Annotated in this window: 10 protein-coding genes; 9 read left to right on the top strand and 1 reads right to left on the bottom strand. The window is 53.1% G+C overall.

What is annotated here, in order from left to right; translation table 11 throughout:
- Positions 1–14 precede the first annotated feature (14 nt).
- The 8 genes from JWZ97_RS09220 (at position 15) to greA (ending at position 12121) form a co-directional block, all read left to right on the top strand.
- Positions 15–1151, top strand: a complete 1137-nt coding sequence (locus JWZ97_RS09220; RefSeq protein WP_205434459.1) for a glycosyltransferase family 4 protein — start codon at positions 15–17, stop codon at positions 1149–1151.
- Between the two features lie 38 nt (positions 1152–1189).
- Positions 1190–2380, top strand: a complete 1191-nt coding sequence (locus JWZ97_RS09215) for a glycosyltransferase family 4 protein (RefSeq protein WP_205434458.1) — start codon at positions 1190–1192, stop codon at positions 2378–2380.
- A 7-nt stretch (positions 2381–2387) separates the two neighbouring features.
- Entirely contained in the window at positions 2388–3155 is a 768-nt protein-coding gene (locus JWZ97_RS09210) for a WecB/TagA/CpsF family glycosyltransferase (protein ID WP_205434457.1), read from the top strand.
- Entirely contained in the window at positions 3148–3741 is a 594-nt protein-coding gene (locus JWZ97_RS09205; RefSeq protein WP_205434456.1) for a YdcF family protein, read from the top strand. The genes JWZ97_RS09210 and JWZ97_RS09205 overlap by 8 nt, the downstream gene beginning before the upstream one ends.
- A 239-nt stretch (positions 3742–3980) precedes the next feature.
- Positions 3981–5621 carry an exosortase C-terminal domain/associated protein EpsI gene (locus tag JWZ97_RS09200; protein ID WP_240342557.1) on the top strand — a complete coding sequence of 547 codons (1641 nt, stop codon included), beginning with the start codon at positions 3981–3983 and terminating at the stop codon, positions 5619–5621.
- A gap of 1640 nt (positions 5622–7261) precedes the next feature.
- The gene (carA, locus tag JWZ97_RS09195) at positions 7262–8389 is read left to right on the top strand and encodes a glutamine-hydrolyzing carbamoyl-phosphate synthase small subunit (protein WP_205434455.1); all 1128 of its coding nucleotides are present in this window, start codon (positions 7262–7264) and stop codon (positions 8387–8389) included.
- 21 nt (positions 8390–8410) lie between these two features.
- On the top strand, positions 8411–11629 hold the full coding sequence (carB, locus tag JWZ97_RS09190; protein WP_205434454.1) for a carbamoyl-phosphate synthase large subunit: 3219 nt from the start codon (positions 8411–8413) through the stop codon (positions 11627–11629).
- A 15-nt stretch (positions 11630–11644) separates the two neighbouring features.
- Complete coding sequence (greA, locus tag JWZ97_RS09185; protein ID WP_205434453.1) at positions 11645–12121, top strand: transcription elongation factor GreA; 477 nt, start codon at positions 11645–11647, stop codon at positions 12119–12121.
- A gap of 597 nt (positions 12122–12718) precedes the next feature.
- On the opposite strand, the gene yhbY is transcribed toward greA, so the two are convergent.
- Positions 12719–12991 (bottom strand): ribosome assembly RNA-binding protein YhbY, encoded by a 273-nt coding sequence (gene yhbY, locus JWZ97_RS09180; RefSeq protein WP_205434452.1) that lies wholly within the window; start codon positions 12989–12991, stop codon positions 12719–12721.
- 32 nt (positions 12992–13023) lie between these two features.
- Here yhbY and rlmE point away from each other — a divergent pair, with 32 nt between their 5' ends.
- Entirely contained in the window at positions 13024–13647 is a 624-nt protein-coding gene (gene rlmE, locus JWZ97_RS09175) for a 23S rRNA (uridine(2552)-2'-O)-methyltransferase RlmE (protein ID WP_205434451.1), read from the top strand.
- Positions 13648–13802: the final 155 nt, after the last annotated feature.

Raw genomic sequence — 13802 nt, 5'->3', positions numbered from 1 at the left:
GCCGTCTTATCATAATGATTTCTTTGACGATTATTCAACGAGTGCTTCCACATTATAGAGTTCCTTTTTTTGAAGGACTCAATTCTGAATTGGAAAAAAAGGGGGTTCGGCTCACGTTATTGGCAGGCAGAGAGAAGCCGGGAACCGTTCCTCGTTCTGTGAATGTAGATTATCAATGGTTGCAATGGGTTGAAAACACTTATTTCGATGTGGGTAGATATGAACTAGTTTGGCAGCATTGTCTAAATAAGACCATTTCTAGTGATCTTGTTATTATAGAACAAGCTAATAGGTTGCTAATTAATTATTGTTTACTTGCATTAAGGACGGTTAGAAGTCGACCCAGAATTGCGTATTGGGGGCATGGTAAAAATCATCAAGCAACTAAAGATGATAATTACTCGGAAAATATAAAGGCTTTACTTATTTCGCAAATTGATTGGTGGTTTGCGTATACAGAGGAAACTGGAGCTTATGTCAATTCACTTGGCGTTCCTCGGGAGAAAATTACAATTGTCGATAATGCAATCGATACAGAAAGGTTAGTGAGAGGCGCTGGTTTAGTTAGCCCAGATGAACTATCAATTCTCCGGCGGAAGCTAAATATTAATTCTTCACAGGTAGGTATATATTGTGGGGGTATGTACGAAGGTAAGCGCATAGAGTTTTTAATGGATGCCGCGGCACAACTTCGCACAAAAATCCCGGATTTTCATCTTATATTGATCGGAGATGGGCCTCAACAAAACCTAGTTGAACGGGCCGCAATGCAATGGCCATGGATTCATTATGTAGGTCCCAAATTTGGTACCGACATCATTCCTTATTTTTTGTTGTCTAAGTTAGCTTTGATGCCAGGATTGGTTGGATTAGGCGTTTTAGATTCGTTTGCGCTTGGCACCCCTTTGGTTACTACTAATATACCATATCATAGTCCTGAGATTGGTTATTTAGAATCTGGTATCAACGGAGTTATTTCAGATAATCATGTAAGCGATTACGTTCGTCGAGTCGCTGAAATTATGAATTCTGATATTTTATTGAACAGACTTAGAGATGGCTGTTCCGTAGCTAAACAGCGATATACCTTAGAGAATATGATAGCTAGATATGCCAAAGGAATTATGGCGTTTGGGAATGCATATTTATAAGAGCTGATTTAGTAGGTTTTTCGTAAAGGAATTTATTGGTGAAAGTTCTATTGGCTCACAATTTTTATCGATCTACAGCTCCAAGCGGGGAAGATTCTGTTTATCGCAGTGAAAAAAAATTACTTGAACGTTATGCGGAAGTAATCCCGTTTGAAAAGTTTAATGATGATATAGATGATCGAACATTATCAAGTAAAGTTCGTATAGCCATAGATAGTGTTTGGTCTAAACATATTTATGATGAATTGACTAAACTGATCGTGGCGAAAAAGCCGGATATCGCACATTTTCATAATACATTCCCTCAATTATCCGGAAGTGTATATGCAGCTTGTCATGACAATGGGGTACCTGTAGTCCAAACGTTACATAATTTTCGATCTATTTGCGCTAATGCATTATTACTGAGAGATGGCAAACCGTGTCTCGATTGCGTTAATGGTAATCTGGTGCCTGCACTAATACACCGCTGTTATAGAGGCTCTTTTGCTGCGACAGCGGCTCAGGTAATGACAATTCAAAGCAATCGCTGGCGGGGAGCTTATGTGTCCGGCGTCGATCGATATATAGCGCTTACTAATTTTGCGGCTGAAATTCTCATTGAAGGTGGACTTCCACGAGATCGTATCGAAATTAAGGGTAATTTTGTATCGCGTCCGTCTATTAAGGGGGCCGGTGATGGTAATTATGTTTTATTTATTGGGCGGTTATCTGAGGAAAAGGGTGTCAGAATATTAATTGAAGCGTGGAAGTATGTTCGTGACGTCTCACTTAAGATTGTTGGGGATGGGGCATTGATGCAAGAGTTACAATCGTTGGCGGCGTCAGTGTCAGATAATATTGAGTTTTTAGGTTTGAGAAGCCACGATGAAGTCCTAGAACTACTTGGACATGCGTTAGTTATGGTAATGCCTTCTATATGGTACGAAACATTTGGCATGGTAGCTATTGAATCTTTTTCAGTCGGTACGCCAGTACTTGCTTCTGCTATTGGTGGATTAAACGAAGTAGTAGAGGATGGTATTACCGGATTAAAGTTTGAGCCGGGAAACCCCAAGGATTTAGCAGAAAAACTTATCTCCTTATTAAATAATCGGGGAGGTTTGGTTAACTTACGTAAATCTACCTTAGCAGTATTCGAGGAAAAATACACGGCGGAAAAAAATATTGAAGATATTTTAATGATTTATAATAAGTGTATGAGTCTTTATAATTCATCTAAGCTGTAGGTAGATTATGGATGTGAGAGCTTCCCTTTTAGGTATATCCATACCCCTGGCATCTTTGCAAGAAATTACTGAAAAGAGCGTTGGTGCTATAGCAGCAGGATCTGAGCCTCTAACATTTGTTTGCGCAAACCCTCACTCTCTTGTTGAAGCACAGAAGGATTTGGATTTCTTTCGGGCATTGAAGTGTGCAGATTTAATAGTGGCTGATGGTGTTGGGGTTACCGTGATGGCACGAATTTCGAATATTTCTATTGGTCCACGAATTACCGGGGCAGATTATTTTTTTTCATTGATGACGTCGCTTAACGAGAGTGGAGGTGGTAGGGTCTTCTTTTTTGGGTCTTCTCAGCATGTCCTTGATCTTATCTCACAGCGGTTTGTAAAAACGTTCCCATCGTTGGAGTTATGCGGAGTTCTATCTCCTCCATTTGGTTTGTGGTCCGAAGATGAGAATCAGAGAATGATTGAACAAATTAACGCGGCTAAACCCGATGTGCTTTGGGTTGGCATGACGGCGCCTAAACAAGAGAAATGGGTTGAAGCAAATCGCACGAAACTTAGCGCTTCAGTGATCGGTTCAATTGGTGCGGTTTTTGATTTTTTTGCTGGTACCTATCCAAGAGCGCCCGATTGGATGTGCCAACTAGGTATAGAGTTTGTATATCGGTTGCTGAAAGAGCCGAAGCGAATGTGGCGACGAAATTTTATTTCAACCCCCCACTTTATTTCACTGGTTGTAAAACGTCACATATTAGATTGTGAAAACCGTGCGTAAATTTATTATTTGCGGTTTGCCAATGTCGATTATTATAACCCAAATAGTCTCTGTAGGCTTTTTGTCGCTATATGGCGAGTTTTTTTTTTCCGGTCCAGCAGGTATTCCACGGAAGTCTGAGTTAATTGTTGTACTTGGCGGTAATATGATGTTTGATCGATTAAAAAGGGGCGCCGAGTTATATCGTGAAGGCTGGGGCGAAAAAATATTGGTAACAGGATTTAGCGAACCTAATCCTCCATCTGAAGATTGGCGATTAAGATATTTAAAGCGCTACGGTGTTGAGGGAAAAAGTATAATTACGGATTTTTCGTCTACTTCGAGTTGGCAGGAAGCTCGCTTGGTTAGACGCTTAATGAAAGACAATGGCTGGTCTCATGTATTAGTTGTTAGTGATCCACCGCACTTACGTAGGCTATCTTGGATTTACGAAGCAATTGTTAATGGGGATATGAGTTTCACATTGATTTCTTCATCTCCGGCGTGGTGGATTCCACATTATTGGTGGAAAAACTCAGATGCGGTTTCGTTTGCTCTCCAAGAGCTTATCAAGATGATTTATTATAAATTCGAATACGGGGTGTAAGTGCTTAGTGCTAAGATGGAGTAAGACGTTCTGGTGGAATGTAGGGTATCGACTAACGGAGTAGTGAAAAACTTTGCTTTCACACAATATGTAGCTGGAATAAGCGGCTGTCAGCTACAATATTAGATATTGCTCTGGACTTGCAATTCATTGTTGAAGTCAGTGTTAGATAATCGGAATTTCTTGTTTTTAATATACTTATGGCGTAAATTATTATGTCGGCTATGCGATCCTTGGGCGTGTTTTATAAGTTGACAGCATCCCAAGTGATGTTATTTATATCGTTGTTAGGTATTGTTGGGCTTATTTTTCGGGGTGGCATTTTTTATCTTGTGGATCAGTGGCTTAGTTATGAAGAATATAGTCATGGCGTTTTGATTCCAATTATATCGCTCTTTTTGATTTGGCAACGCAAGAATGAGTTGATTGCGATGCGCTTTACATCATCTTGGTTCGGGATACCCGTTATATTCGGTGGGTTGCTGTTGTTTTTTTTAGGGGAGCTTGCCGCGCTGTATATAATTGTCCAATATGCCTTTCTGATTGTTTTGTTTGGTATAACTCTCTTTACGTTTGGTAAGGCTGTATTTAATTGCGTTTGGTTGCCAATATCGATTCTTTTTTTCTCCATTCCGCTCCCTAATTTTATTTACAATAATTTATCTTCTAAATTACAGCTTTTATCGTCCAAGTTGGGCGTTGTTTTTATTCGTTTGTTTGATATTAGTGTTTATCTTGAAGGTAATGTTATTGATTTGGGCTCGATGCAATTGCAGGTAGTCGAAGCTTGTAGTGGTCTTCGTTACTTGTTTCCGTTAATGAGCTTGGCTTTTATATGCGCGTATTTTTTTAAAGTTGCAATGTGGAAGCGCGTGCTGGTTTTTCTGTCTAGTATACCCGTCACGGTGATAATGAATAGCCTTCGTATCGGCATAATAGGAGTCACCGTGGAGTATTGGGGCAAGGATATGGCCGAAGGGTTTCTGCATGACTTTGAAGGCTGGTTCATTTTCATGGTGTGCACAGGCGTATTGATCGCCGAAATGTGGGTCTTGGCGCAGATAGGCGGTCAAAAAAGGCCTTTGATGGATGTGTTCGGGCTGACGTTTCCAGAGCCTTTGCCGGAGGGAACACAGTTTCGCGATCGCGAATTGCCAAAACAATATTGGGCCGTACTGGGTTTGCTGATTGTCGCTTTGGTCGGCTCGTTTTCGCTTGAGCGGCGTGAGGAAATCGTTTCTTCGCGTTCGGTTTTCGCCGAATTTCCCTTGAAACTGGATGATTGGCACGGCCGGCGTGGGAGCCTGGAGCAGCAATATATCGATCAGCTGAAGTTCGAGGACTATATTCTGGCGGATTATGTTTATGCGCCGGAGAAGAGCCCTCACCCCGGCCCTCTCCCAGAGGGAGAGGGGATAAATAAAGGCGTTCTCCCTGTGGGGGAAGGGATCAAGGCAGGGTCTATCGTCAATTTTTACTCGGCTTATTACGCCTCGCAGCGCAAGGGCGAATCCATACATTCGCCACGTTCGTGCATCCCCGGCGGCGGTTGGGAGATCGGTTCTCATGAGGTTGTGCCTTTGGATGGGCTGGACTGGGCAGGACAGCCATTCAAGGTGAATCGTCTGCTCATACAGAAGGGTGAGGATAGGCAGTTGGTGTATTACTGGTTCCAGCAACGCGGCCGTCTGTTGACCAATGAATACGTCATCAAGTGGTATTTGTTCTGGGATGCGTTGACCATGAATCGGACCGATGGCGCCCTGGTCAGGCTGACGACCTATGCGCCGAAAGGGGAAGATTTGGCCGCAGCGGACCGACGTTTGATATCGTTCTTGAAAGCCTCTTCGCCGGAATTGGATAAGTACATCCCCCGTTAACGTTCGGCGGCTGTGGCGTCGGCGGGTAGGGCGTTATGTTGTGGGTGTCGGGGCATCTGAATGGGGCTATGTCTGCGCTGGAAGACGAAAAGTTTTCACTCCCTCTCCCTTTTGCAGGGGGGGGAGGGAGGGGCTAGAGCGCTCAACACTTGGCGTCAAATCCTGAGGTGCGAAGACCGCTACAGGCGCAAAACCCCCATCCCAACCTTCTCCCTTGCAGGGGAAGGGGTTTAGCAAAGTTGAAAAGTCTTCACTCCCTCTCCCTTGCAGGGGGAGGGTAGGGAGGGGGTAGAGCACTCGATACTTACTCACGTCCTGGGGTGCGAAGGCCGCTACAGGCGCAAAACCCCCATCCCAACCTTCCCCCTTGCAGGGGGAAGGGGTTTAGCAAAGTTGAAAAGTCTTCACTCCCTCTCCCTTGCAGGGGGAGGGTAGGGAGGGGGTAGAGCACTCGATACTTACATCAAGTCCTGAGGTGCGAAGACCGCTACAGGCGCAAAACCCCCATCCCAACCTTCCCCCTTGCAGGGGGAAGGGGTTTAGCAAAGTTGAAAAGTCTTCACTCCCTCTCCCTTGCAGGGGGAGGGTAGGGAGGGGGTAGAGCACTCGATACTTACTCACGTCCTGGGGTGCGAAGACTGCTACAGGCGCAAAACCCCCATCCCAACCTTCCCCCTTGCAGGGGGAAGGGGTTTAGCAAAGTTGAAAAGTCTTCAGTCCCTCTCCCTCGCAGGGGGAGGGTAGGGAGGGGGTAGAGCACTCGATACTTACATCAAGTCCTGGGGTGCGAAGACTGCTACAGGCACAAAACCCCCATCTCAACCTTCCCCCTTGCAGGGGAAGGGGTTTAGCAAAGTTGAAAAGTCTTCACTCCCTCTCCCTTGCAGGGGGAGGGTCAGGGAGGGGGTAGAGCACCCGATACGTACATCAAGTCCTGGGGTGCGAAGACTTCTACAGGCGCAAAACCCCCATCCCAACCTTCCCCCTTGCAGGGGGAAGGTCGCGACTGAAGCGACGTTTGCGATTGGAAGACTGGGATGGAGGTGGGATGTTCGGGCGAAGAAGCAAGGTCGAAGTTCAGCGCATAGATCACGGCTCAACCCCCACCCTGGCCCTCCCCCTGGAAGGGGGAGGGGAAAGAATAGTCTCTATTGCCCCTTCCCCCTAAGAGGGGGAAGGTCGCGACTGAAGCGACGTTTGCGATTGGGAGACTGGGATGGAGGTGGGATGTTCGGGCGAAGAAGCAAGGTCGAAGTTCAGCGCACAGATCAAGGCTCAACCCCCACCCTGCCCTCCCCCTGAGAGGGGGAGGGGAAAGATGGATGGTCCCCGCTGGAGAGAGGCGGGGTAGCAGAAAGATGGATGGTCGCGGTTGTGGAGATAGGCGGGGGAGCAGAAAGATGGGTGATCCCGGCTGGCGAGGGGGAGTGGTTTTCAACTTTTAGCGTAGGCATAGCCCTTTATAGAGCTGTTCGGATCGGTTCGGACGCCTGGGGCGAGACGGACGCTGGGCATGCGGTCCGACTGTTCATGGACAGCCAGGGCGGCTTTCCCGTAAAATTCTCCTAGCAAAATCAAAAGACAACGACGGGAAGGGCCTGGGGCTCCTCCCGTTTTGCACATCTGAAGGTAAGCGAATTTTGAAAACGCCCGCTCTGCTCGCACTCGAAGACGGTACCGTCTTTCGGGGCATCGCCATCGGTGCCGACGGTCTGTCGGTTGGCGAGGTGGTGTTCAACACCTCCATCACCGGCTATCAGGAAATCCTCACCGATCCTTCCTATGCACGTCAGATCGTCACGCTGACCTATCCGCATATCGGCAACGTCGGGGTCAATCCCGAGGATGTCGAGTCGGACGGCATCTACGCGAGCGGCCTGGTCGTGCGCGACGTGCCGCTGTTGACCAGCAACTGGCGCGCCCGGCAGAGCCTGCCGGATTATCTGAAAGAACGCGGCGTGGTCGGCATCGCCGGTCTGGACACCCGCAAGCTGACTCGCATCCTGCGCGACAAGGGCGCGCAGCGGGGCTGCATCGCGGCGGGGGCGTCGCTGGATGTCGAGGAGGCCTTGGCCAGGGCGCGGGCGTTTCCGGGCTTGCAAGGCATGGACCTGGCGAAGGAGGTCAGCGCCAGGCAGGCTTATCATTGGAACGAGGGCGAATGGCGCCTGGAAAGCGGTTATCGTTCGACGTCTTCGGCGCGCTTCAACGTGGTGGCTTACGACTTCGGCATCAAGCGCAATATCTTGCGCATGCTGGCCGAGCGGGGATGCCGCCTCACCGTGGTTCCGGCGCAAACGCCGGCGCATGACGTGCTGGCCATGCAGCCGCACGGGGTGTTCCTGTCCAACGGCCCCGGCGATCCGGAGCCTTGCGATTACGCGATCACCGCCATCCGCGAGATTCTGGCGGCAGGCACGCCGGTCTTCGGTATCTGTCTGGGGCATCAGTTGCTGGCGCTGGCCAGCGGCGCGCGCACGGTGAAGATGAAGTTCGGTCATCATGGCGGCAATCATCCGGTGCAGGAAATCGCGACCGGGCGCGTGGCCATCACCAGCCAGAATCACGGCTTCACGGTGGACGAAGCCTCGCTGCCGAACAATCTCAAGCCGACCCACCGCTCCCTCTTCGATGGCAGCTTGCAGGGCATAGAGCGCACGGATTGCAAGGCGTTCAGCTTTCAGGGACATCCGGAGGCAAGCCCCGGTCCTCACGATCTGGCGCCCTTGTTCGACCGTTTCGTCGACATCATGCACTCCAGCCATTAAATACGAATCACCGACGGTAAGATGCCAAAAAGAACCGACATCCAATCCATCCTCCTGCTGGGCGCCGGGCCCATCGTCATCGGCCAGGCCTGCGAATTCGACTATTCGGGCGCACAGGCTTGCAAGGCGCTGCGTGAGGAAGGCTATCGCGTCATCCTGGTCAACTCCAATCCGGCCACCATCATGACCGATCCAGAGATGGCCGATGCGACCTACATCGAGCCCATCGACTGGCAGACCGTGGCCGCCATCATCGAGAAAGAGCGCCCGGATGCGCTGCTGCCGACCATGGGGGGCCAGACCGCGCTGAACTGCGCGCTGGATCTCGACCGCGAGGGCGTGCTGGCGAAGTACGGCGTGGAACTGATAGGCGCCAACAAGGATGCCATCGAGAAGGCGGAGGACCGGCAGAAGTTCAAGGAGGCGATGGACAAGATCGGCCTCGGCTCGGCCCGCTCCGGCATCGCCCACACCATCGAGGAAGCCTTGGCGGTGCTCGACCGCGTGGGTTATCCGGCCATCATTCGTCCGTCCTTCACCCTGGGCGGCAGCGGCGGCGGCATCGCCTACAACCGGCAGGAGTTCGTCGAAATCTGCGAGCGCGGTCTCGAGCTTTCGCCCACTCACGAATTGCTGATCGAGGAATCGCTACTGGGCTGGAAAGAGTTCGAGATGGAGGTGGTGCGCGACCGCAAGGACAATTGCATCATCATTTGCTCGATCGAGAACTTCGATCCGATGGGCGTGCACACGGGTGACTCCATTACCGTGGCGCCGGCCCAGACCCTGACCGACAAGGAATACCAGATACTGCGCGACGCCTCCATCGCCGTACTGCGGGAAATCGGCGTGGATACCGGCGGATCGAACGTGCAGTTTTCGCTCAATCCGCGCGACGGCCGATTGATCGTGATCGAGATGAATCCGCGCGTCTCGCGCTCTTCGGCGCTGGCTTCCAAGGCCACCGGTTTTCCCATCGCCAAGGTCGCGGCCAAGCTGGCGGTGGGCTATACCCTGGACGAACTGCGCAACGAGATCACCGGCGGCGCGACCCCCGCTTCCTTCGAGCCTTCCATCGATTACGTCGTCACCAAGATTCCGCGCTTCGCCTTCGAAAAGTTCCCGCAGGCCGATAGTCGCTTGACCACGCAGATGAAGTCCGTGGGCGAGGCCATGGCCATAGGGCGGACTTTCCAGGAATCGCTGCAGAAGGCCTTGCGCAGCCTGGAAACCGGTGTCGACGGGCTGAGCCCGAAACAGGATTTGAACGCCGAAGACGCGCGCGAGAATCTGCAGACCGAGCTTCGCCATCCCGGGCCCGAGCGCATCTATTACGTGGCCGATGCGTTCCGTGCAGGCTGGTCGTTGCAGGAGGTGCAGGAATGCAGCAGCATCGATCCCTGGTTCCTGGCGCAGATCGAGGATTTGATCCAGGAAGAAAAATCCCTAGCCAAACGCATCCTGGCCACGCTGAGTGCCGAGGATATCTACGGCCTCAAGCGCAAGGGCTTCTCCGATTCGCGCCTGGCCAAGTTGCTGGACAGTAGCGAGGCGGAAGTAAGGGCGCATCGGCACAAGTTCGGCGTCCGCCCCGTCTACAAGCGCATCGATTCCTGCGCGGCGGAGTTCGCTTCCAGCACGGCTTATCTTTATTCGACCTATGAAGAAGAGTGCGAGGCCCTGCCGACCGAGCGGAAGAAAATCATCGTCTTGGGCGGCGGTCCCAACCGCATCGGCCAGGGCATCGAATTCGACTATTGCTGCGTCCATGCGGCCATGGCATTGCGCGAGGATGGCTACGAAACCATCATGATCAATTGCAATCCGGAAACCGTGTCGACCGACTTCGATACCTCGGACCGCTTGTATTTCGAGCCGCTGACCCTGGAAGACGTGCTGGAAATCGTCCACCTGGAGAAGCCGACCGGCATCATCGTGCAGTACGGCGGTCAGACGCCGCTGAAACTGGCGCGTGCCCTGGAAGCCGCCGGTGCGCCCATCGTCGGCACCTCGCCGGATTCGATTGACCTGGCCGAAGACCGCGAACGCTTCCAGAAGCTGGTCGACCGTCTGGAGCTGAAGCAGCCGCCCAACCGCACGGCGCGTTCCCAGGAAGAAGCCCTGATCGGCGCCAACGAAGTGGGTTATCCGCTGGTGGTGCGGCCGTCTTACGTCTTGGGCGGGCGCGCCATGGAGATCGTCTTCAACGACGAAGAGCTGAAACGCTACATGCGCGAAGCCGTGAGCGTGTCGAACGAATCGCCGGTGCTGCTGGACCGCTTCCTCGACGATGCCATCGAGATGGATGTCGACGCGATCTGTGACGGTCAAAGAGTGCTGATCGGCGGGCTCATGCAGCATATCGAACAGGCCGGCGTGCATTCGGGCGATTCGGCCTGCTCCATTCCGCCTTATGACTTGTCGCAGGAGATCCAGGCCAACATCCGCGAACAGGTGAAGTTGTTGGCCGAAGCCTTGGGCGTGGTGGGATTGATGAACACCCAGTTCGCCATCAAGGGTGATGAAATCTATATTCTGGAGGTCAATCCACGCGCCTCGCGCACCGCGCCTTTCGTGTCCAAGGCCACCGGCTATCCGCTGGCTAAGATCGCGGCGCGTTGCATGGTCGGCAAGACCCTGGACGAGCAGGGCGTGATCGCCGAGCGCATACCGTCTTATTATTCGGTCAAGGAAGCGGTTTTCCCCTTCATCAAGTTCCCCGGCGTCGATCCGTTGCTGGGGCCGGAGATGAAGTCGACCGGCGAAGTGATGGGCGTGGGCGAGACTTTCGGCGAGGCCTATGCCAAGGCCCAGCGCGCGGCGAGCGTCAAATTGCCGCGCAGCGGCGTGGCCTTCATCAGCATACGCGACGCCGACAAGTCCAAGATCGCTCCGGTTGCCCGCAAGTTGGCCCAGCTCGGCTTCCAGTTGCTCGCCACCGGCGGCACGGCGCAAGTCATCAACGACGCGGGTGTCGAGTGCAAGCGGGTGTTCAAGGTCAACGAAGGTCGCCCGCACATCGTGGACATGATCAAGAACGGCGAAGTCCAGTTCATCATCAACACCACCGAGGGCAAGAAGGCCATCGCCGATTCGTTTACCATCCGCCGCCAGGCTTTGCAGCAGCAGGTGACCTACACCACCACGCTGTCGGGTGCCTGGGCCACGTGCCATGCGTTGGACGAGTTACACGCCAAGGACGTCAACCGTCTGCAGGATTTACACCAGAGTTTTCAATAACGGAATTGCACGAGCATGAATAAAGTCCCCATTACCGTCCGCGGCGCCGAGCGTCTGCGAGAAGAGCTGAGCAATCTGAAGTCCGTGGTGCGGCCGCGCATCATCCAGGCCATTTCCGAAGCCCGCGCGCACGGCGACTTGAAGGAAAACGCCGAATACCACGCGGCGCGCGAACAGCAAAGCTTCACCGAAGGCCGGATCAAGGAGATCGAGGCCAAACTGAGCAATTGCCAGATCATCGACGTGACCCAGTTGCATGCCGACGGCAAGGTGGTTTTCGGTTCGACCGTCGAGATCGAAGACCTGGATACGGAGCAGGTCGTGACCTATCAGATCGTCGGAGAGGATGAGGCGGACATCAAGGCGGGCCGCATCTCCAACACGTCGCCCATCGCGCGGGCCTTGATCGGCAAACGCGAGGAAGATGTGGTGACGGTGCAGACGCCGGGGGGTGTGAAGGAGCTTGAAATCCGCAAGATCAGCTACATCTAATGCCTACGGGCAACTAACCGGTGTGTGAGAACGCACATCGGTGTCCCCCAGAGGGCCATTCCATTTAGTTATTCGGTGGCCCGAACTATCCCAGGTCGTTTGTGGGAGCGGGCTTTAGCCCGCGAAGATCGCAGCCTGAAGACCGTGCTCCCACCATGACCTCTGGGCTGGGTGGCCATGAAAGTCGCGAAGCGGCCACTTTGATCTCCTTCTCCTTCTGGGCCAGGTAATCCATACATCTTCTCAACGCATTGATTTTCACCCCTCTCCTTTTGGGAGAGGGGCAGGGGTGAGGGCCTGGGCGCTCGATGCTTACGGAAAAGTCGTTGAAAATTCGGAGCTTTGCCCTCACCCTAAATCCCTCTCCCAAAGGGAGAGACCGCTCGGCCCCATGGCCCGCGGATTGTAGCCCAGGAACCGAGTGGTCTCTTCCCTCATTCGGCCCTTCGGGCCACCTTCTCCCAGAGGGAGAAGGGGATAAGGAGCGACCTTCGGTCGCCGGTTCCTGGGTAGGGATTTGTGTAGATACCTATGCCCTCTGGAAGAGGGACGGGGTGAGGGCGTGGTCGCGTAGCGATCGGCGCAGCCGGAACTTTTCTAATGTTTCTCGGGGTTCAGGCGGTAAATCACGGCGATGTGTCCTAGCGTCTGGACCAACTCCGCTTTTAGTTCGGTGCAGATCCGATCGCTCATTTCCTTGCGGGCTTCCCTGTCCGCGGCGTTTAGGCGTACCTTGATCAGTTCGTGGTGCTCGAGCGCCAGATTGATTTCGTTAAGGACGGCCTCGCTGAGGCCGGCCTGTCCGGTAATCACGACAGGTTTGAGGGCATGCGCTTGGGCGCGCAATAGTTTTTTCTGGTCCGATTTCAAACGATACTCCCGGATAGAGGGTGTGACAGCTTATGGCGCGTAGCCGCAGTAGCCAGCGTTGGCTGGCAGAACATTTTTCCGACGAATACGTGAAGATGGCGCAGGAACGCGGGTTTCGCTCGCGTGCCGTGTTCAAGCTGGAAGAGTTGGATGCGCGCGACCGCCTGTTCAAGCCCGCTATGAGCGTGGTCGATCTGGGCGCGGCGCCCGGCGGCTGGTCGCAATACGCGGCGCAACGGGTCGGAAAAAGCGGGCGGATTATAGCCTTGGACATCCTGCCCATGGAAGCGCTGCCCGGCGTGACCTTCATCCAGGGCGATTTCCAGGAGGACGAGGTTCTGGATCGTCTCATGGAGGCGCTGGAGGGGCGGCCGGTCGACCTGGTTCTGTCCGATATGGCGCCGAACATGACCGGTGCGCGCGCGGTTGATCAGCCCCGTGCCATGTACCTCGCGGAGCTGGCTTTGGACACCACCTGCAAGATACTGAAACCGGGTGGCGTGTTCGTCGTCAAGCTTTTTCATGGCGCCGGGTTCGATGAATATCAGCGACTTGCGCGCGCTTCATTCGCCAGTATTTCCAATCGCAAGCCCAAGGCATCGCGCGACCGCAGCGCCGAGAGCTACATGGTGGCTAAGGGCTTGAAGAAAACTTGAGTAAACTCGTCGGGAACCAAGGCCGAGCGGTCGTGTCCTATCGAGCAGGGCGGTTCCACGCTTCGCTCGTTGAGTCGGCCGTAGATGCCGACGCGACCTTGGATTCCTGATAGTATTGAGCCATCCAATCGGGCCTTCATCCGAGAAGGGAGAGA

Origin of the sequence: Methylococcus sp. EFPC2, from assembly GCF_016925495.1 — a bacterium.
GTDB lineage: Bacteria > Pseudomonadota > Gammaproteobacteria > Methylococcales > Methylococcaceae > EFPC2.
Note: the sequence above shows the minus strand (reverse complement) of the source record. Positions and strands in the feature narration are given on the sequence as shown.